Here is a 20,164-nt window from a genome sequence, read left to right as displayed (position 1 = left end):
TCAATTACAATGATAAAATCAATCCATTTTCAAGGATTGATAGTTTTAGTTCATACTTCACTCACTTCTTCAACACCACTCCAAGAGGAATCTGGTAATGCCGATCATCAACAGTCAAGTCAAGCCGTTCAAAGCAACCGCCTACCACAACGGCGACTTCGTGACCGTCACCGACGAAAGCCTGAAGGGCAAGTGGTCCGTGTTCGTGTTTTACCCGGCTGACTTCACGTTCGTTTGCCCGACCGAACTGGGCGATCTGGCGGATCGTTACGAAGAATTCAAGAAGCTCGGCGTCGAAATCTACGGCGTGTCGACGGATACGCACTTCACGCACAAGGCATGGCATGACACGTCGGAAACCATCGCCAAGATCAAGTATCCGATGATCGGCGACCCGACGCTCGCGATCTCGCGCAACTTCGACGTGCTGATCGAAGAAGAAGGCCTGGCGCTGCGCGGCACGTTCGTGATCAACCCGGAAGGCGAGATCAAGCTGTGCGAAGTGCACGACAACGGCATCGGCCGTGACGCTGGCGAACTGCTGCGCAAGGTGCAGGCTGCGCAATACGTCGCATCGCATCCGGGCGAAGTCTGCCCCGCCAAGTGGACGCCGGGCGCTGAAACGCTGACGCCGTCGCTCGACCTCATCGGCAAGATCTAAGTCTCGGTTCTCACAACGAGCGCATCACGAATCCGCCGCATCACTCGCGGCGGGTTCGCCTCCTACGCCTTCGGTACAGCGCCTTGCGCCGCGCCGGAGCGCGTCGCAAGAACGCCAAGAACAACGTCACGGAACGGACAACGCCATGCTGGACGCCAACCTCAAGAATCAGTTGAAAGCCTATCTGGAAAAGGTCAGCCGGCCGATCGAGCTCGTCGCCTTCCTCGACGACAGCGACAAGTCGCACGAGCTGAAGAGCCTGCTCGACGAAATCGCTTCGCTGTCCCCGCGGATCAGCGTCGTCGAGAAAGGGGATGCCGCCGCGCGCCGTCCGTCGTTCACGATCGGCGAGCCGGGCAAGGCCGCGAGCATCCAGTTCGCGGGCATCCCGATGGGTCACGAATTCACGTCGCTCGTGCTGGCGCTGCTGCAAACCGGCGGCCACCCGATCAAGCTCGACGACGCGACCATCGAGCAGATTCGCAATCTCGATGGCGACTATCAGTTCGAAACGTATTTCTCGCTGTCCTGCCAGAACTGCCCGGAAGTCGTGCAGGCGCTGAACGTGATGGCGATCATCAATCCGCGCATCAAGCACGTCGCAATCGACGGCGCGCTGTTCCAGAACGAAGTCGAAGAACGCCAGGTCATGGCCGTGCCGACGATGTTCCTAAACGGCGAGAGCTTCGGCCAGGGCCGCAGCGGCGTGAAGGAAATCCTCGCGAAGCTCGATAGCGGTTCGGCGGCCCGCGCGGCGAAGGAACTGGAAAAGAAGCCGGTGTTCGACGTGCTGATCGTCGGCGGCGGTCCCGCTGGCGCGGCTGCGGCGATCTACTCGGCACGCAAGGGCATCGCGACGGGCGTCGTCGCGGAACGCTTCGGCGGGCAGGTGCTCGACACGATGGCGATCGAGAACTTCATCTCCGTGCAGGAAACCGAAGGACCGAAGTTCGCAACCGCGCTCGAGCAGCACGTGAAGAGCTACGACGTCGACGTGATGGACGTGCAGCGCGCCGAAAAGCTGGTGCCGGGCCGCATCAACGAAGTGCATCTCGCGAGCGGCGCGGTGCTGAAGGCGAAGGCCATCATCCTCGCGACGGGCGCGCGCTGGCGTGAAATCAACGTGCCGGGCGAGCGCGAATATCGCGGCCGCGGCGTGGCGTACTGCCCGCACTGCGACGGCCCGCTGTTCAAGGGCAAGCGCGTCGCGGTGATCGGCGGCGGCAATTCGGGCGTCGAAGCGGCGATCGATCTGGCGGGCGTGGTGTCGGCGGTGACGCTGATCGAATTCGGCGCGGAACTGCGTGCCGACGCGGTCCTGCAGAAGAAGCTGCGCAGCCTGGCGAACGTGACCATCGTCACCAGCGCGCAGACGACGGAAATCACCGGCGACGGCAAGAAGGTCAACGGTCTCACCTACACCGACCGCGTGAACGGCGAAAGCCATCGCGTGGAACTGGAAGGCGTGTTCGTGCAGATCGGCCTCGTGCCGAACACCGAATGGCTCAAGGGTACGGTGGAGTTGTCGAAGCACGGCGAGATCATCGTCGATGCGAAGGGCGCGACGTCCGTGCCGGGCGTGTTCGCCGCGGGCGACGTGACCACCGTGCCGTTCAAGCAGATCGTGATCGCGGTCGGCGAAGGCGCGAAGGCATCGCTGGGCGCGTTCGATCACCTGATCCGCGCATCGGTCGAAGAGGAAGAAGCCGTGGCGGCGTAAGCGGCATCGGAAGCGCAGTCATAAAAAAGGCGAACGGAGCGATCCGTTCGCCTTTTTCTTTGCCGGTGCAAGTCACGGCGTGCTGGAAGACTTCGGCTCCAGCACGAGCGGGAACGTCACTTCGAACACGCTGCCATACCCTTTCGACGACTGGAAGCGCAGTTCGCCATCGAGCGCGCGTGACAGTTCCTTGACGATCGCGAGGCCGAGACCCGCGCCGGGGATATCGTCGGCGGCGGCGCGCTCGAATTCCTCGAACACGCGCTCCTGGTCCGCCTCGCCGATCCCCACGCCCGTATCCGCGACGCGCAGACGCCAGCGATCGCCCGGCGCGACGCTGATCGACAGTGCGATTTCGCCCGACGTCGTGTACTTGATCGCATTCGACAGCAAGTTTAGCGCGACCTGCTTGACCTTCAGCCGGTTCGACACGACCGCGCTCAAGCCCGCGTCCAGATGCCCGACAAGCGTGAGCCCTTTCGCCTCGGCCGCCACGCGCGACGACTGAATCAACTCATCATAAAGGGCGATGAGATCGACTGATTCGACCGTCAGGATGGAATCGTCGTTGAGCACCTTCGAGTATTCGACCATTTCGTCGACGAGCGTCGCCATGTCGCCGATCTGGCGATTCGCAAGCGCGAGCGCCGTATCGCGCCGGGTCGGCGAGCGCGCAGCCAGTTGCAGCGCCGTCGAGAAAACATTCAGGAAATTGCGGAGGTCGTGTGCGACGCGCCGTGTAATCTGCATGCGGGTTTCGTATAGCTCGCTGATCAGCTTCTGGCGCAGCGTCAGTTCGTGGTTCGCGTGCTCGAGCATGCCGGTGTATTCGTCGATCTTGCGATCGCGCTCGCTCACGGCTTCGCGGATCGACGTCAGCGTGACGAAGCTCACGACTTCGTCGGTCGTGAGGCGCGCGTGCTCCTCGTCGGTGCGGATCAAGTCGTCGTGAGTCGCCGCATATTCGCCGATGGCCGACAGCAATACCTGCCGAAAAGCGTCGAGCTCGCGCACCAGCTCGTCGATGCGATAGCCCTGCTGCAAGCGCCATTGTCCATGCAGCCGCGCGTCGGCTTCGAGCGAGCGTGCGCTATCGACCGCGCCGGGCGACTCGAGCACCGAGCAGATTTCATTGAAGATGCTCGGCAAATGATCCGCGAGCTGGCGGTACGTGAGCTGGTCCGCGTGTTCGACTTCGGAATCGCCGAATACGAGATTCATCCATCGTTCGGTGAGTTCGGTTTGCCGGTGGCGCAGCGCGGCCACGAGACCGCTCATGCCGCCGGCTGGGGTGTCGCTCATGTGCGATGCTCCGATTGCTGTGCGCCGGAGACGGCGCGCCATGACGCTGATCTGTTATGCGGCAACAAAGGTCGATTCGACCGCATGCCGCTTCGAACACCACGGCAGTATAGGCCGACACATCGCCCGCAGCGTATGTCCGACCGTGCAGTTCGGGCATTGTTTTTCTTGATCGCGGCGGTAGCGGTACTCTTTACGCGGACACGATGGCAGGAGCAGCCCATGACGACAGGATCCGGCTGGCAAGCGAAGCAGTACAGCCTCTTCGCAGCCGAACGCACGCGGCCCGTGCGCGATCTTCTCAACGGTGCGCAAGGCGCGCCCATTCGTACGGCGGTCGACCTCGGCTGCGGTCCCGGCAATTCGACCGAAGCGCTCGTTGCGTATGCGCCCGAGGCGAGCGTCATCGGCATCGACAATTCGCAGGACATGATCGACGCCGCACGCAAACGCCTGCCGCGGGTCACATTCGAGCTTGCGGATATCGCTGCGTGGGACGACGCCGGACCGTGCGATCTGATCCTCGCGAATGCGTCGCTGCAGTGGGTGCCGGGTCACGACGTGCTGCTGCCACGCCTCGTCGATAAACTCGCGCCCGCCGGACGGCTCGCCATCCAGATGCCCGACAACCTCGACGAGCCCGCTCACGTTCTGATGCGCGAAGTCGCGTCGGACGCGCGGTGGCGTGTTCGGCTGCAGGGTGTCGAACGCACCGCGCGCTTTTCGGCTGAGTGGTATTACGGGCTGTTGAAGCCGCATTGCATGCGCGTCGATGTGTGGCGAACCACTTATCACCACGCGCTCGACGGCGGTATCGACGCGGTCGTCGAATGGTTCAAGGGCAGCGCATTGCGGCCCTTCCTGGCGAAGCTCGACGCGGGCGAACAGGCGGAATTTCTAAGTCAATACCGCTCCGCCCTGGCCTCCGCTTACACCGTGCTGGACGACGGTTCCGTGCTGCTGCCGTTTCCGCGTCGCTTCATCGTCGCGACGCGGTGACAAGTCTCATTGCGGCCGGCCGGTTTCGCGCAACATCTGCACGAACTGCCGCGCCGCCGGCGACAGCTCGCCGCCCTTTCGCGTAACGACGCCGTATGTCTGCGATTTCGATTTCATGCGCACGGGCAGGACGCGCAGCATGCCGTGCCGCTCGAACACGCGCGCGACGCTCGCCGGCAGGATCGACACCAGTTCGGGACTCTCCTGCAGCAACGTCACGGTGACGAGCGGCGACGCCGTCGAGATGGGATTGGCGGGCATCGGCAGGCCGGCCAGGTCGAGTTCGCGCTCGAGCAGCGCGCTCATCGGCAGATAGCTGGGATACGTCACCCACCGATGATTCGCCAGTTCCGCGAAACCGATCTCGTTCACGCCCGGCTCCGCATGACTTCGCCCGACGACGATGCTGAGCGGCTCGTCGGTAAGCGGCTGATAGTGATACTTCGACGGCTGATCCGACACGCTCGCCCGCCCGATCACGAGGTCGACACGGCCATCGTCCAGCATCACGAGCATGTTGGCGCTGGTGTCCTCGATGATCTCGATCGCGAGGTCAGGATGCTTCGCGTGCATCTTGTTGACGATCGGCGCGACGATGCCCGGCACCGCGCCCATGATCGTGCCGACCGACAGCCGCCCGCCCGTGCCCGCGCGAATCTGCGCGACTTCCTGGCACAGCGCGTTGAGGTCGGCGGCGAGCACGCGCGCATAGCGGATCACGCAGCGGCCGAACGGATTCGGAATCAGCCCGGTCTTCGCGCGCTCGAAAAGCGGCGCTTCGAGCATCGACTCGAGTTCCGCGAGCGCCTTGCTTGCGGCGGATTGCGTCATCGCCATTGCGCTGGACGCCTTGTGCAGCGACTTGTGCTCGTCGAGCGCGATCAGCAACTGAAGCTGCTTCATGCGCAGCCGGGACATCAGAATATCGAGCGAACTTTTCATCATGCGGCGCTGCGGGTGATTCCGAAAAGCGATCATGCGATGGAAAGGTTTCACTATACAGGCGGCGTCCTCGCGCCGTATAGTCGGAACAGCGCCCTGCTCGTCGCACATCATACGAGTGGGCGAACCATTTCACGAGAGAGACGAGACAACATGCAACTCACAGGCAATCTGCTCATCGGCCAGCAATCCGTCTTTGGCACGAACGGCTCCATCAAGGCCGTCAACGCATCGACGGGCGCGGCCATCGAACCGGCTTTCGGCGGCGCGACCCTCGAAGACCTCGACCGCGCGTGCGCGCTCGCCTGGTCCGCATTCGACGTGTATCGCGAAACCGCGCCGGAAGCACGCGCGAAGTTTCTGGAAACGATCGCGCAGAACATCCTCGATATCGGCGACGACCTGATCGAGCGCTGCATGATCGAAAGCGGCCTGCCGCGTCCGCGTCTCGAAGGCGAGCGTGGCCGCACGGTCGGCCAGTTGCGCATGTTCGCTGAAGTCGTCCGCAACGGCGATTACCTCGGCGTGCGCATCGACCCGCCGCAGCCCGAGCGCAAGCCGCTGCCGCGCGTCGATCTGCGCCTGCGCTACATCGGCCTCGGCCCGGTCGCCGTGTTCGGCGCAAGCAACTTCCCGCTGGCGTTCTCGGTTGCCGGCGGCGATACCGCATCGGCGCTGGCCGCGGGTTGTCCGGTCATCGTGAAGGCGCACTCGGCGCATCCGGGCACGGCGGAACTCGTCGGCCGCGCGGTACAGAAGGCCGTCAAGGATTGCGGCCTGCCGGAAGGCACGTTCTCGCTGCTGTTCGACAGCGGCCGCGATATCGGCCAGGGCCTGGTCAAGGACAACCGCATCAAGGCGGCCGGCTTCACCGGTTCGCGCGGCGGCGGCACGGCGCTGATGAAGCTCGCCGCAGCCCGCACCGAACCGATCCCGGTCTACGCGGAAATGAGCAGCATCAACCCGGTCGTGCTGTTCCCGAACGCGCTGAAAAACCGTGGCGAAGCCATCGGCAAGGCGTTCGTTCAGTCGCTCGTGCTGGGCGCGGGCCAGTTCTGCACGAATCCCGGCCTCGTGCTGGCCGTCGACGGTCCCGACCTCGACGCGTTCATCGCAGCGGCATCGGCGGCGCTGAAGGAAACCAGCGCGCAGACGATGCTCACCCCGGGCATCCACAAGACCTACGAAAGCTCGATCGACAAGGCCGCTTCCCACGCCGACGTGACGATCGCCGCACGCGGCCTCGAAGCCAAGAGCGGCCATCAGGGCCAGTCGGCGCTGTTCGTGACGACGGCGGATGCGTTCCGCAAGAACCACGAGCTGCAGGAAGAGATTTTCGGCGCGTCGTCGCTAGTCGTGCGTTGCCCGGATCTCGCGTCGATGCGCGAGCTGATCGAATCGCTGGAAGGCCAGTTGACGTCCGCGCTGCATATCGATGAAGCCGATTACGCCGATGCCCGCACCTTCCTGCCGGCGCTGGAACGCCGCACCGGCCGCATTCTGGTGAACGGCTTCGGCACCGGCGTGGAAGTCGGTCACGCGATGGTCCACGGCGGCCCGTACCCGTCGACGGCCGATGGCCGTTCGACGTCGGTCGGCAGCCTGGCGATCGACCGCTTCCTGCGCCCGGTGAGCTATCAGGACCTGCCGGAAGCGCTGCTGCCCGACGCGCTCAAGATCGACAATCCGCTGGGGCTGAATCGCCGTATCGACGGCAAGCTGCAACTCGCGAGCTGACCGAAGCACGGTCTCACAGGACGCCCCTTCGGGGGCGTTTTTTGTTTTCGCCTCGCGGGCCATTATTTCGTCACCCTAACGAAATGCCCGCCGGCGCGCCGCCGGACGGGCAAGCCAAAGGCGGTCCACGCGGTAAGCGCTTTTGCATCAGTGGGTTATCGAGCGGCCCGTCGGCCTTGTCGGTTATCGGCTAAAGAATGGCGTCTCAAAACCGCCGCCCCGCGCAAAATGTCGCAAACAGTGAGACTGAAGCGTGGCGCTGCGCGTATCGCCCGGCGCGTACCAAGCGTACCGACGGGCCGCGCCCCGCAGCGATCCGGCGTTTTCGCACCGGGACAAGGAGCCACGCGCCGCGATCCGGATCCGGCGCGCCATGCGCCGGCGCTCGCATCGAGACGCCCGAATGTAGGTGCGAAATGCAATTGACGTCCGCAAACGGTTGAACCATATTCAGATGTCGCTTCCCGTTAGCGAGTTTTCGCACGGGGAAACAATACGAAGGATTGCTGCGGCGTCTCCCGCGTCTCACGCGCGGGGCCGCGCCGAGGCCACGTTATCGCATATGTCCTTCGAGGGCTTTTAGCATGACCACGCGTTTGACGTTTCCCGCATCCATGTTTTCCGTCGTCTGCCAGCGCTGCGGCAGCACGATGCGCAAAAGCGCCGACAGTTGCCCCAACTGCGGCGCCGACCGCAGCGCGGCTTTCGGCCACAAACGGGGCCCGGCGGAAGCACGGCCGCGTGCGAACATGTTCGAGCAGCAGGCGTCGACGCCGCTGGCATCGGCGGCGGCTTCCGGTCCGATCGAAACCGGCGACGACGATGCACCGTATTCCGCCTGGGCCGGGCGCTGGGACCCGAAGCGCGCGAGCGAGCGCATCGCCCAGCGGGCGGCCGACCACAGGGCGAAACGGGCCGAGGAATCCGCGCGCAACGCCTACGCGGACCCGAGCAACGACCCCGACGGGCTGCCCGGCTCCGGCAACTGGGACCGCAGGAAGACGGTCATCGCGGGCGCGTGCGCGCTGGCGGTGGCGGCAGGCGCGATCGCCCTCGTGCGGCAGGCATCGGACGAGCAGCCCGCGCCTACGACTGAACTGAGCGCGTCCGGCACCATCGATCCGAAATTCGGCGCATTCGGCCGCGGCGCAACCGATGCGCCCGCCGAGTCCGCCCTTCCCGCCACGCCGAAGCCTCAAGTCCAGACGGCGCAGGACAGCGCGCGCGTCATCGCTCCCGACGATCCGCTATACGCCGCGCGCATGGCGCTGGACCGGCGCGACCTCACGGCGGCGCGCGCCCGTCTGAAGGCACTCCCCGCGCAGCAGCAGGCGCGCCCCGAGTTCGATGCGCTGAAGGAGGAACTGGCCAACCGCGAACTGCAACGCGACGCCGCGCTGCAACTGGCTCGCGCCTGCGAGCGGACGTCCGCGTGGGCGTGCGTGCAGCAGAATGCGGCGGAGGCGCTCGCGCTCGACGGCAGCAACGCCGAATCGCAGGCGATGCTCGAACGCGTCATCACCCATGCGGGCTGGCTCGCCGGATCGCCTCAGGGCGGCAAGGCACGCGCTGCCAACATGGTTGACAACACGGCGAACCCCGCTGCCGCGACGGGCGCGGTGGCGGTTGCGCCGGCACCCGCGCCCGCTCCCGCTCCTGCGCCCGCTCCGGCAAACGTTGCATCGGCGGCGGTGGCTGCGGCTCCGGCAACGCCGGCTGCGGCAACGCCGGCACCGTCCGCTGCCGTCGCGGCAGCGAAACCGGCGCCGGAACGGCACACGACGCAACGCGCAACGAACGCAACCGCCGCCGCGGCAGCCGCGCGCCAGGCCGCCTTGGACGAAGCCCGCGCCGAGACCGGGTATTTGTCGCGAGCGGAAAAGATCGCGCGTGCGCAAGCGGCGACCAATGCGGTCGTGGCCGCGACCATCGTCCCGCCGACGCCCGCGTTCGCCTCCGCGCCCGCTGCGACGGCTGCCGCGCCGTCGAAACCGGCGGCGACATCGACCGTGACGGCCGTCGAAAGCGCCAGGCCCGCACCCGCGCAAGCCGCGCCGGGCAACGGCCTGTATGTCGCGCCGAGCGCGCAGAACGGCATGTATGTGGCGCCGAGCGCGCCCACCGACATGTACGTCGCGCCCGCCGCGCCGAACGGCATGTATGTCGCGCCGACGCCGCGCCCGGCTCCGGCTCCGGCTCCGGCTCCATCGCCCGCGCCTGCGCCGGCACAGCACTCGACGCCCGCCGGCGCGCAGTCATCCGCGCCGCCCGTTGCCACGCAAGCAGCGACGCTGGCTACGACGCAGGCAGCGGTGCAAGCCCTCGCACAACCCGCCGTATCGCACGCGCCGCTGTCCGCGACGACGAGCGCCGCGCCTGCCGTCAGGCCCGTCGCGACCGTGCAGACGGCCGTCGCCGCCACGCTCGCACCGACCAAGCCCGTCGCCAGCACCGGCGTGCGCGCGGCGGGCACGTCGGCCGCATCGACCGTGACGGCGCGCTTCGACGCCGACAAGAGCGACGACGTAGAACGCGCGATCAAGCAATACGGCTGGAGCAGCACCGACGCCGCGCCCAAACCCGCGCGCTAGACCGCCCGCGCAATCAGCGCATGACCGCCTTTCGCGCGATGCAGCTGCATCGCGCGTGTTTCGAAGAACCCGTCCAACTCGACTCAAGGGTCAACCATGGTCTCGACCAGTTTCATGCGCAATGCCGCGCGGGGTGCGCTCGCTCTCTGTGCCGTCATCGGGCTCGCCGGCGCGGCGAGCCTGAGTTACGCCGATCCCGTGCCGTACAAGATCACGACGGGCCAGGAACGCGGCACGTATATCCAGATCGGCCAGGATCTGTCGAAGTACGTCGCGGAGCCGGCGGGCATCGATCTGGAAGTGCTGCCGTCGAAGGGATCGGCGGAAAACGTGCAGCGCATGCGTTACGAGCCGGGCGTCAAGTTCGCCCTGGTGCAGTCGGACGTGTATCAGGCGTATCTCGACATGGCCGCTTCGGGCAACGCCGACGCCGGCAGGATCATTCAGCCGCTGCGCCTCATCATGCCGCTGTACGACGAAGAGATTTACTTCGTCGTGCGCTCGGATTCGCCGCTCAAGACCATCAACGAGATCAAGGGCAAGAACATCAGCGTCGGGCCGATCGGCAGCGGGACGGCGCAATCGGCGGAAACGCTCTACCGGCTGATGTTTGGCGAGCCGGTCCCCGAAGCGAACGAGCAGCACTACAACAACGAGGACGCGCTCGCGAAGCTGATCGTGCGCAAGATCGACGTCGCGGTGATCGTCGCGGGCCAGCCTGCCAAGCTCTTCCAGGACATGAATCCGGAGTTGCTGCAGCAGATCAAGCTGCTGCGCCTCGATCCCGCCGCGCCCGAGACGGCGAAAGCGAAGCAGACGTACTTTCCCGCGACCATCCGCACGACGAGCTATCCGAACTGGATTCAGGAAGACACGCCGACGCTCACCGTGAAGGCGTTTCTCGTCACCTACGACTACGGCTTGCGCGGCACGGTCGGCGCGCTGTCGAAGTTCGCCGATTCGCTCTGCACGAACTTCGACACCCTGCAGGCGAGCGGTCATCCGAAGTGGAAACAGGTGCGTCTCGAACTCCCGCCGCTCACGCGCGGCTGGAAGTACTATCCGCCGATGGAAAAGCACTTGCGCCAGTGCATCGCGCGGCGCACGGCGGCGGGCAAGTCGCCAGGATCGGCGCAGACGGTGTCCACGCGCGGCACGGACGCCGCCGCGGGCAAGAAGAAATCGACGTGCACCGGCCAGGAAAAGCTGCTGCTGCTGTGCGACGACCAGTGACGCGCGGTCATCCGCGAAGCGACGGCATGAGCGCGGCAAGACGCGCCATGCCGCGCTCGATCGTCTCCACGCTCGTCCCGCCGTATCCGAACAGCATGCCCTGCTCGCGCGCCTGCCCCGCATAGAACGGGCGGATGCCGTACAGCCCGACCGACGCCTCCCGCGCCGCCGCGACGACACGCTCCTCTTGCCACTGATCCCGAAGCCGCGCGACCAGGTGAATGCCGGCCATCGCGGGTAACGGTTCGAACAAGGGCGCGAGATCGCCCGTCAAGTGGTCGAGCAAGGCCGTGCGCCGCTGCGCATACGCCTTGTGCATGCGGCGCAGATGCTTCGCGTACTCGCCGTCGAGCATGAAAGCGCCGAGCGCGGTCTGCGTCAGCATGCAGCTATGGCAATCGGCGATCTGCTTCGCGTTCCAGAGCGGCTCGCGAAGCGTCGCCGGCGGCACGGCATAGCCGATCCGCAAATCCGGGAACAGCGTCTTCGAAAAGGTGCCGACGTAGGCGACGAGGCCCGCGCGATCCAGACTCTTCAGCGATTCCACCGGCCGTCCTTCGAAGCGGAACTCGCCGTCGTAATCGTCCTCGACGATCACCGCGCCGCGCGTGTTCGCCCATTCGAGCAATTCGACGCGCCGGTCGAGGCTCATGGGCATGCCGAGCGGAAACTGATGCGACGGCGTCACGTAGACGAGCCGCGCATTGCACGGCAGCCTGCCGACGACGATGCCCTCGCCATCCACCGGCACATGCGCGATCCGTGCGCCCAGCGCGGCGAACAGCGCCCGCGCGGGCGGATAGCCCGGTTCTTCGACCGCGACGACATCGCCCGGCTGAATGACCACGCGCGCCAGCAGGTCGAGCGCCTGCTGCGCGCCCTGCGTCACGATGACGTCCTGCCAGTTGCACGCCACCGCGCGGCTGAAGCCGAGATACCGCGCGATGCCGAGCCGCAGTTCCTGCTCGCCCGCCGGATCGCGATACGACGCCACGCCGCCGCCCGTCCGCGCCTGCGTGCGCAGCGCCTGATTCAGGCAGCGGCGCCAGGCATCGAAGGGGAACAGCGTCTTGTCGGTCACGCCGCCCTTGAAGTCGCAATCGAGCGTGACGCCCGCGGGCGGCATCGGCATGGCCATGCGCTCGGGCATCGCGCGCCAGATGCCGGCGGCCCGGGCGCGCGCCGACGCCGGATCGGGGCGTGCGCCGGGCAGCCGCGCGAGGCCATCGGCGACGAACGTGCCGTCGCCGGCGCGCGTGCGCAGGAAGCCTTCCGCGATCAGGCGATCAAAGACTTCGAGCGTCGTTTTTCGGGAAACGCCGAGTTGCGCGGCGAGATCGCGCGTGGACGGCAGGCGCGCGTTCGCGGCGAGCCGTCCTTCGATGATGCCGGCGCGCAACTGACCGTAGATCTGGCCGGTCAGGTCGCGCCGGCCGTGCAGGGTGATGTGGATGTCCAACGGGGTAGCGATGTCGTTAGCGAAGCGGCGGCCAGTCGGCGCGCAGCGTTTTCTTGCTTCGGCCGCGCGATGCGCCGAAGGAGTATGGACGGACAGCCACGGAGACCGGCTGCGGCTGAGCGTTTGGATCGCGAGTCACTCGTCGTCTCCGAAAATCTCACTGCAAAGCGCCTCGCCATCGGCCGTCAGCCAGGCCGAACCCGCGCCATCTTCGCCCGTTTGCACTTCGACAAGCCGCGCATCGGCGAGCGCGGTCAGTTGACGGCGCAGCGCGCTCATCGGCAAAGCGGACTGCTTCGCCAGCCTCGCGAGCGACCACGCGCGCCCCGGCGTCTCCTGCTTCGCGCGCCACAGTTGCGCGAGAACGGCGACGAGCGCCGGATCGATTTCATCGTTCATGTTCTTGCTCCGTTCGCGCGGGCGTCCAGTTCCCCGACGAGTTGCCCGAGCCGTTGCAGCGCCGCCTCGCGCTGCGGCGTCCACGGATAGCTGTAGTTGAGCCGGATGTAATGGCTGAAGGCGTTGCGCGTCGAAAACATATAGCCCGGCCCGACCGTGATGCCCTCCGCGAGCGACGCGCGATACAGCAGCATCGAATCGACGCGCTCCGGCAGTTCCACCCACAGCACGTAACCGCCCTGCGGCGCGGACGTGCGCGTGCCCGCCGGAAAGAACCGCTCCACCATCGCGATCATGATGCGCGCCTGCTGCCGATACAGCTTGCGCACGCGCCGCAAATGCCGGTCGAAGCCATCCTGACGCAGATAGTCCGCGACGGCCACTTGCGGCACGGAAGGCGTCGTCAGCGTGTTGAGAAACTTCAGCTTCTCGACCTGCGCGCGGAAACGCCCCGGCATCGCCCAGCCGATGCGATACGACGCCGTCAGACTCTTCGAGAACGACGCGCAGTGCAGCACGATGCCTTTCGTATCGTAGTTCTTGAGCGTCGAAGGCCGCGCATCGCCGAAATGCAGCTCCTGATAGACGTCGTTTTCGATCACCGGAATGTCGTGCATCGACAGCAATTCCACGAGCCGGCGCTTGCGCGCGTCCGGCATCTGGAAGCCGAGCGGGTTCTGGAAGTTCGGCATCACCATGCACGCCGCGATTCTTCCCTCGCCGATGATCTGCGCGAGCGCGTCGATGTCGATGCCATCGGCGGGATGCGTCGGCACTTCGATCGCGCGCATGCCGAGGCGCTCGATTGCGTGAAGCATCGCGTAGAACGTCGGCGATTCGACGGCAACCGTATCGCCCGGCTTCGCCACGGCCTGCAGGCTCAGGTTGATCGCTTCCGTCGCGCCGACCGTGATGACGATCTCGCCGGGATCGACGGGAACGCCGGTCTCCGCATAGCGCCGCGCAATCTGGCGGATCAGCTCCGGATTGCCCGGCGGAAGATCGTCGATCAGGTTCCAGCTTGCATGCCGCCGCGCAATGGCGTTCGCGTACTGGTTGATCCGCCGCCACGGGAACGGCTCGGTATCGGGATACGGCGAGCCGAACGGCACGGCGTCGTGTGCGCGGATGCTGCGCAACGTCGACAGCACGAGGCGGCTCACGTCGACTTCCGACGCGACCGCGATCGCGCCGGGTTTGGCGGCTCCGTTGCGGCCCGTCACGCGTGCGCCCGGCTTCGCGCGCACGAAATAGCCCGACTGCGGCCGCGTCTCCAGAATGCCGCGGCTTTCCAGCAGCGCGTATGCATGCAGCACGGTCTTGATGCTCACGCCGTGCTGCTGGCTCGCCTGTCTCACCGACGCGATGCGCTCTCCCGGCGTGAACACGCCGCGCCGCACGGCGGCTTCGATTTCATCGGCGAGTCGTTCGTAGAGGTTCACGGAGCGCGTTTCTCGGCTGGATCAAGCGCAAGTCTAGGGCAAATCGCCGCAACTGTGCTCCTCTCATTTCTGGTTTTCTGTGCGCCGCCTTCTATTCGGGACACAGTACGCTGTGACCCATCGTCTCATTAAGCCGTCGCCCCTCGCCATGAAGAACCCCGAACCGCGCATCGAACCGTACCATCACCCCGCCGCCGGCTGGGGCGCGCTCAAGCAGGTCGCCATCAACCTCGTGAAGGAAAAGGTGTCGGGCGGCAACTACCGCACGCTGTTCAAGCAGAATCAGCCCGATGGTTTCGATTGCCCTGGTTGCGCGTGGCCTGATCGCCAGCATGCATCGACGTTCGAGTTCTGCGAAAACGGGGTGAAAGCGGTCGCCGCCGAAGCCACGGCCAAGCGCGTCACGCCCGCTTTCTTCGAGGAGCACACGGTGTCGTCGCTGATGGCGCAGTCGGACTATGAGCTGGAGCAACACGGCCGCCTGACCGATCCGCTCGTCTACGATGCGAAACGCGACCGCTACGTGCCGATCGAGTGGAATGCGGCGTTCGAACTGATCGCATCACACCTGAAGAAGCTGGACGACCCGGATCGCGCCGCGTTCTATACGTCGGGCCGCGCCAGCAACGAAGCCGCGTTCCTGTATCAGTTGTTCGTGCGCATGTACGGGACGAACAACTTTCCCGACTGCTCCAACATGTGCCACGAAGCAACCAGTCGCGGCCTGCCGCATACGGTCGGCATCGGCAAGGGCACCGTCACGCTCGACGACTTCGAGCACGCCGACACGCTCTTGCTCTTCGGCCAGAATCCGGCGACGAACCATCCGCGCATGCTCGGCGAGTTGCGCGAATGTGCGAAGCGCGGCGCGACGATCGTATCGATCAACCCGCTCAAGGAGCGCGGCCTCGAGCGCTTCGCCAGCCCGCAGCACACGCTCGACATGCTGAAGCCCAAGGGCGTGAAAATCAGCTCGGTGTTCATCCGCCCGAAAGTCGGCGGCGATTTCGCACTGATCAAGGGCGTCGCCAAGCGCGTGATCGAACTCGACGACGCAGCGTGCATCGCGGGCGGCGCGCGGGTGCTCGACGTCGAATTCATCGCGCAACATACCGTTGGCTTCGACGCCTTCGCCGCCGATCTGCGCGCGGAAAGCTGGGACATGATCGTCGCGGAATCCGGCGTGCCGATGGACGAGATTCTCCGCCTCGCCGATATCTACGCGAACGGCCGCGCGGTGATCGCGACGTGGGGCATGGGTCTCACGCAGCACAAGAACTCGGTGCCGACGGTTCAGTTGCTCTCGAACCTGATGATGATGCGCGGGAACATCGGCCGGCGCGGCGCGGGCCTGTGCCCGGTGCGCGGGCATTCGAACGTGCAGGGCGATCGCACGGTCGGTATCGAGGAAAAGCCGACGCAGGCGTTTCTCGACCGGCTCGGCGCAGCGTACGATTTCGAGCCGCCGCGCGAGCACGGCTACGACGTCGTGGAAACCATTCACGCGATGCTCGACGGCCGCGTGAAGGTGTTCATCGGCCTGGGCGGGAATTTTTCGATTGCGACGCCCGACACGCCGCGCACCTGGCAAGCGATGCGCGCTTGCGACCTCACCGTGCACATCGCGACGAAGCTCAACCGCAGCCATCTGGTGCATGGCCGCGACGCGCTCATTCTGCCGACGCTCGGCCGCACCGAAATCGACATGCAGAACGGCGTGGCGCAAGGCGTGAGCGTCGAGGATTCGATGAGCATGGTGCACATCTCCTACGGCATGAACAAGCCGGCGTCACCGAACCTGCTGAGCGAAGTGGCGATCGTCGCGCGCATGGCGCACGCGACGCTCGGCAGCGCCAAGGTCGACTGGCTCGCGCATGCAGACGACTACGCGATGATTCGCGACGGCATCGAGAAAGTGATCGACGGTTTCGAGAATTACAACGAGCGCCTGAAGCAGCCGGGCGGCTTTCATCTCGGCGTGGCGTCGCGCGATCGCGTATGGAAGACGCCGAGTGGCAAGGCGCAGTTCATCGTGCATGCAATCGCGGTGGATACGCCGATTCACCGCGCCCGCGCGCTGCACGGCGAGCGCCTCCTGACGCTGATGACGACGCGCTCGCACGATCAGTACAACACGACGATCTACGGCCTCGACGACCGTTACCGTGGCGTCTATGGCCAGCGCCGCGTGCTGTTCGCCAATCGTGAGGATATCGACATGCTCGGCTTCGAGCCGGGCGAGCTCGTCGATATCACGAGCGTATGGGATGACGGCGTGGAGCGCCGCGTCGAGGGCTTTACGCTGGTCGAGTATGACATTCCGCGTGGCTGTCTTGGCGCGTACTATCCCGAGACGAATCCGCTCGTGCCGCTTGCGTCCGTTGCGGATGGCGCCGGTACGCCGACATCGAAGTCCATTCCCGTGTTGTTGCGTTCTGCCAGTCGAGCCTTTGCCGCCTGAGGTTGCACTTGAGCGTGGCTTTGCAGACCGCTTGTTGACGCGCCCGTGACCGCGCGCTGAGGCGGCGTTCGAGCGCGGCGGCGCCGCAGAAGAAGCGGTCGACGACCGCGCCGAGCGCCGCCAGAATGCCGACGCACGCGATCCATCCAAACGCGAGGTTGTCGAGCGTGCAACTTACGTAGACGCCGCCCGCCATCGCCACGAGGAACACCAGCATGACGAGCCCGAACGGGGGCGATTCCTCGTTCTCGGTGCGGCGGCGTAAACCGGCGAAGCCGTTCCTGCGCGATGCGTTGTACCGTCCCACGCCCTGCATGCCTGCGATTGCGTTCATTTTCTTCTCCAAACTGCTGCAAGTTTTTGTCCGCACAACTTACGCAGAAGGAGACAGCAGAGGAATCAGATTCGTCCGAACAGTAGACTACAGGTTTGGCTCTTGACTTCTCGGTGAAACGGCGCTTTTACGCGGCTCATTTCGCGCCCGCGAACTCCTGCACATCGGCGTCGGCAACGCCGGCGAGCGGCACGACGCCCGACGGTCCCATCGCGCGGGGTTGCAGCAGCAGCGCGACCAGCCCGGTCCACCCCGTCTGGTGCGACGCCCCTACGCCCCGGCCGTTATCGCCGTGGAAATACTCGTGAAAGAGCACGAGATCGCGGGAGCGGGGATCGGCCTGCAGCAACGGATACGCCCCCATCACGGGCCGCTCGCCGTTCTTGTCGAGCAGAAAAAGCGTCGTCACGCGACGCGCGAGTTCATCGGCGATTTGGGCAAGCGAGAACGTCTGTCCCGAGCCGGTCGGATACTCCACGCGAAAATCGTCGCCGTAGTAGCGGTGAAATTCGAGAATCGATTCGATCAGCAGATAGTTCACCGGCATCCACACCGGCCCGCGCCAGTTCGAGTTGCCGCCGAACACGCGCGACGTCGATTCGCCCGGCTGATACTGCACGCTGAAGCTCTCGCTGTTGTGATAGAAGACGAACGGCTCGTCGAGATGGACACGCGAAAGCGCGCGCACGCCGTGATCGGAGAGAAACTCGGTTTCGTCGAGCATGCGCTTGAGAAGCGCTTTCATGCGATGCCCGCGCAACAGCGACAGCAGCACGCTATTGCCCTGCCCGGCGACGTTCCATCGCGACACGAGCCGCGACAAATCCGGCCGATGCTCCAGAAACCAGTGCAGCCGGTCGCGCAAGCCCGGCAACGCGCGATGCACGCTCGGCTCCAGCACGTGAACCGCGAAGAGCGGTATCAGGCCGACGATCGAGCGCACGCGCATGGGCACGCTCGAGCCATCGGGCAGGCGCAGCTTGTCGTAGAAGAATTCGTCCTCGCTGTCCCAGAGGCCGGTATCGCAGCCGTCCTCGCAACTCACCGCTTCCGCGATATACAGGAAGTGCTCGAAGAACTTCACCGCGATATCGACGAACACCTTGTTCGCATACGCCAGTTCCAGCGCGATACGCATCAGGTCGAGCGCATACGCGGCCATCCACGCGGTGCCGTCGGCCTGGTCGATATGACCGCCCGTCGGCAGGGGCGACGAGCGATCGAAGATGCCGACGTTATCCAGCCCGAGAAAGCCGCCCTGAAAGATATTGCGGTCGTCGGCGTCCTTGCGGTTGACCCACCACGAGAAGTTGAGCAGCAGCTTGTGGAACACCAGCTCCAGAAAATCGCGGTCGCCGACACCCGTGATTGCGCGATCGATCTCATACACGCGCCACGTCGCCCACGCATGGACGGGCGGATTGGCGTCGCCGAACGCCCATTCGTAGGCGGGCAACTGGCCGTTCGGATGCTGATAGCGGTCCTTCACCAGCAGCAGCAATTGCCGCTTGGCGAACTCGGGGTCGATGAGCGCAAACGCCGCCGCATGGAACGCGAGGTCCCACGACGCGTACCACGGATACTCCCACTTGTCCGGCATCGACACGATGTCCGCGTTGCACAGATGCCGCCAGTCGTAGTTGCGCCCGAAGCGCCGCTGCTTCGGCGGTTTCGGCTGCAACGGATCGCCGTCGAGCCAGCGGGTGACATCGAACTGATAGTACTGCTTCGACCACAGCATGCCCGCGAGCGCCTGCCGCTGCACGAGCCGCTGGTCGGCGTCCGCGATCTCGTGCTGAAGCGCGCCGTAGAACTCGTCCGCTTCCGCGATGCGTCGCGCGAATAAAGCATCGGCGTCGAGCGGAACGCCATCAGGCGCGGATTCGGGACGCCAGCGCAGGTACACCGTCGCCTTCCCATGCGCCGCAAGCTCAAGATGGAAGCGGGCCGCCGCGCGTGTGCCGGTGTCGCGGCGGATCGCGCCTTCATCGGCATGCAGCACGTAGTCGTTGAAGCCGTCCTTGAAGGGCCCCGCGCCGTCCATGTGGAACAGGCGCTTCACGTTGGTCTCGTTCTCGCAGAACATCCATTCGACGCCCTGCACATCCGGCGACCATGCGGTGACCACCATCGGTTCATGGCCCAGGTGCCGCGCCGCCACGTACGTCGTGCCCTGCACCGATTCGAGCGTGAGCGATGGCTTCGTCGACGTCGGCTTCCACGACCACGTGTTGCGCGCCCAGATTTGCGGCAATGCGTCGATGACCGCGGCCTCGTTCGCGCGATTTTCGATGCTCACACGCATCACGATATCGTCCTCGGTGTGCTTCGCGTATTCCACGTGCACGTCGAAGTAGCGTTCGTCGTCGAAGGCGCCGGTATCGAGGACTTCGTACTCGGGCATGTCCGCGCCGCGACGCGCGTTTTCATCGACGAGATCGGCGTACGGAAACGCCGCGTGCGGGTACTTGTACAGCATGCGCATGTAGGAATGCGTCGGCGTGCCGTCGACGTAGAAATACAGCTCCTTCACGTCCTCGCCGTGATTGCCCTCCTGATTCGTGAGGCCGAAAAGCCGCTCCTTCAGGATCGGATCGCGTCCGTTCCAGAGCGCGAGCGAGACGCACCAGTTGAGCTTGTCGTCGCCGAAGCCGGCGATGCCGTCCTCGCCCCAGCGATACGCGCGGCTCCGCGCATGATCGTGCGGGAAGTACTCCCATGCGGTGCCGAATTCGCTGTAGTCCTCGCGCACCGTGCCCCACTGGCGCTCGCTCAAGTACGGGCCCCAGCGTTGCCAGCGCGGGCAGTCGCCGCCATGCAGCCGCGAGCCTTCGACGGTATGGATCTGGTTGACGGTGCGCGGCTTCGGCATGGGAGTTCCTCG

At 65.4% G+C, this 20,164-nt stretch carries 13 protein-coding genes; 7 read left to right on the top strand and 6 right to left on the bottom strand.

Annotated features, from left to right (window positions below):
• Positions 1-97: 97 nt before the first annotated feature.
• Both ahpC and ahpF read left to right on the top strand, forming a co-directional pair.
• Positions 98-661 carry an alkyl hydroperoxide reductase subunit C gene (gene ahpC, locus AB6804_RS10675; protein WP_035964812.1) on the top strand — a complete coding sequence of 188 codons (564 nt, stop codon included), beginning with the start codon at positions 98-100 and terminating at the stop codon, positions 659-661.
• Positions 662-806: 145 nt separating this feature from the next.
• Positions 807-2,381 (top strand): alkyl hydroperoxide reductase subunit F, encoded by a 1,575-nt coding sequence (gene ahpF / locus AB6804_RS10670; protein WP_244795726.1) that lies wholly within the window; start codon positions 807-809, stop codon positions 2,379-2,381.
• 72 nt (positions 2,382-2,453) lie between these two features.
• Here the strand turns inward: ahpF and AB6804_RS10665 are convergent, their stop codons facing one another.
• Positions 2,454-3,683 (bottom strand): sensor histidine kinase, encoded by a 1,230-nt coding sequence (locus AB6804_RS10665; RefSeq protein WP_370886431.1) that lies wholly within the window; start codon positions 3,681-3,683, stop codon positions 2,454-2,456.
• A gap of 222 nt (positions 3,684-3,905) precedes the next feature.
• Here AB6804_RS10665 and tam point away from each other — a divergent pair, with 222 nt between their 5' ends.
• On the top strand, positions 3,906-4,682 hold the full coding sequence (gene tam, locus AB6804_RS10660; protein ID WP_370886430.1) for a trans-aconitate 2-methyltransferase: 777 nt from the start codon (positions 3,906-3,908) through the stop codon (positions 4,680-4,682).
• Between the two features lie 6 nt (positions 4,683-4,688).
• Here the strand turns inward: tam and AB6804_RS10655 are convergent, their stop codons facing one another.
• Positions 4,689-5,624, bottom strand: coding sequence for a LysR family transcriptional regulator (locus AB6804_RS10655; RefSeq protein ID WP_370886577.1), 936 nt, complete (start codon positions 5,622-5,624; stop codon positions 4,689-4,691).
• 153 nt (positions 5,625-5,777) lie between these two features.
• Between AB6804_RS10655 and AB6804_RS10650 the strand changes: the two genes are divergently transcribed.
• The 3 genes from AB6804_RS10650 (at position 5,778) to AB6804_RS10640 (ending at position 11,185) form a co-directional block, all read left to right on the top strand.
• Complete coding sequence (locus AB6804_RS10650) at positions 5,778-7,361, top strand: aldehyde dehydrogenase (NADP(+)) (protein ID WP_370886429.1); 1,584 nt, start codon at positions 5,778-5,780, stop codon at positions 7,359-7,361.
• Positions 7,362-7,945: 584 nt separating this feature from the next.
• Positions 7,946-9,952, top strand: coding sequence for a zinc ribbon domain-containing protein (locus tag AB6804_RS10645; RefSeq protein ID WP_370886428.1), 2,007 nt, complete (start codon positions 7,946-7,948; stop codon positions 9,950-9,952).
• Positions 9,953-10,066: 114 nt separating this feature from the next.
• The gene (locus tag AB6804_RS10640; protein WP_370886576.1) at positions 10,067-11,185 is read left to right on the top strand and encodes a TAXI family TRAP transporter solute-binding subunit; all 1,119 of its coding nucleotides are present in this window, start codon (positions 10,067-10,069) and stop codon (positions 11,183-11,185) included.
• A gap of 7 nt (positions 11,186-11,192) precedes the next feature.
• Here the strand turns inward: AB6804_RS10640 and AB6804_RS10635 are convergent, their stop codons facing one another.
• The 3 genes from AB6804_RS10635 to AB6804_RS10625 all read right to left on the bottom strand — a co-directional run bounded on the left by AB6804_RS10635 (position 11,193) and on the right by AB6804_RS10625 (position 14,485).
• Positions 11,193-12,644 carry a PLP-dependent aminotransferase family protein gene (locus AB6804_RS10635; RefSeq protein WP_370886427.1) on the bottom strand — a complete coding sequence of 484 codons (1,452 nt, stop codon included), beginning with the start codon at positions 12,642-12,644 and terminating at the stop codon, positions 11,193-11,195.
• 135 nt (positions 12,645-12,779) lie between these two features.
• Positions 12,780-13,043 carry an ArsR family transcriptional regulator gene (locus AB6804_RS10630; protein ID WP_370886426.1) on the bottom strand — a complete coding sequence of 88 codons (264 nt, stop codon included), beginning with the start codon at positions 13,041-13,043 and terminating at the stop codon, positions 12,780-12,782.
• Positions 13,040-14,485, bottom strand: a complete 1,446-nt coding sequence (locus tag AB6804_RS10625; protein WP_370886425.1) for a PLP-dependent aminotransferase family protein — start codon at positions 14,483-14,485, stop codon at positions 13,040-13,042. The genes AB6804_RS10630 and AB6804_RS10625 overlap by 4 nt, the downstream gene beginning before the upstream one ends.
• Positions 14,486-14,633: 148 nt before the next feature.
• On the opposite strand from AB6804_RS10625, the gene AB6804_RS10620 reads away from it, so the two are divergent.
• Positions 14,634-16,946, top strand: coding sequence for an FdhF/YdeP family oxidoreductase (locus AB6804_RS10620; RefSeq protein WP_370886424.1), 2,313 nt, complete (start codon positions 14,634-14,636; stop codon positions 16,944-16,946).
• Between the two features lie 470 nt (positions 16,947-17,416).
• Here AB6804_RS10620 and AB6804_RS10615 read toward each other — a convergent pair whose 3' ends face one another.
• Positions 17,417-20,152, bottom strand: a complete 2,736-nt coding sequence (locus tag AB6804_RS10615; protein ID WP_370886423.1) for a glucosidase — start codon at positions 20,150-20,152, stop codon at positions 17,417-17,419.
• Between the last annotated feature and the right edge of the window lie 12 nt (positions 20,153-20,164).

Origin of the sequence: Caballeronia sp. RCC_10, from assembly GCF_041360715.1 — a bacterium.
GTDB classification, from domain to species: domain Bacteria; phylum Pseudomonadota; class Gammaproteobacteria; order Burkholderiales; family Burkholderiaceae; genus Caballeronia; species Caballeronia grimmiae.
This window is presented reverse-complemented; position numbering and strand designations above follow the sequence as displayed.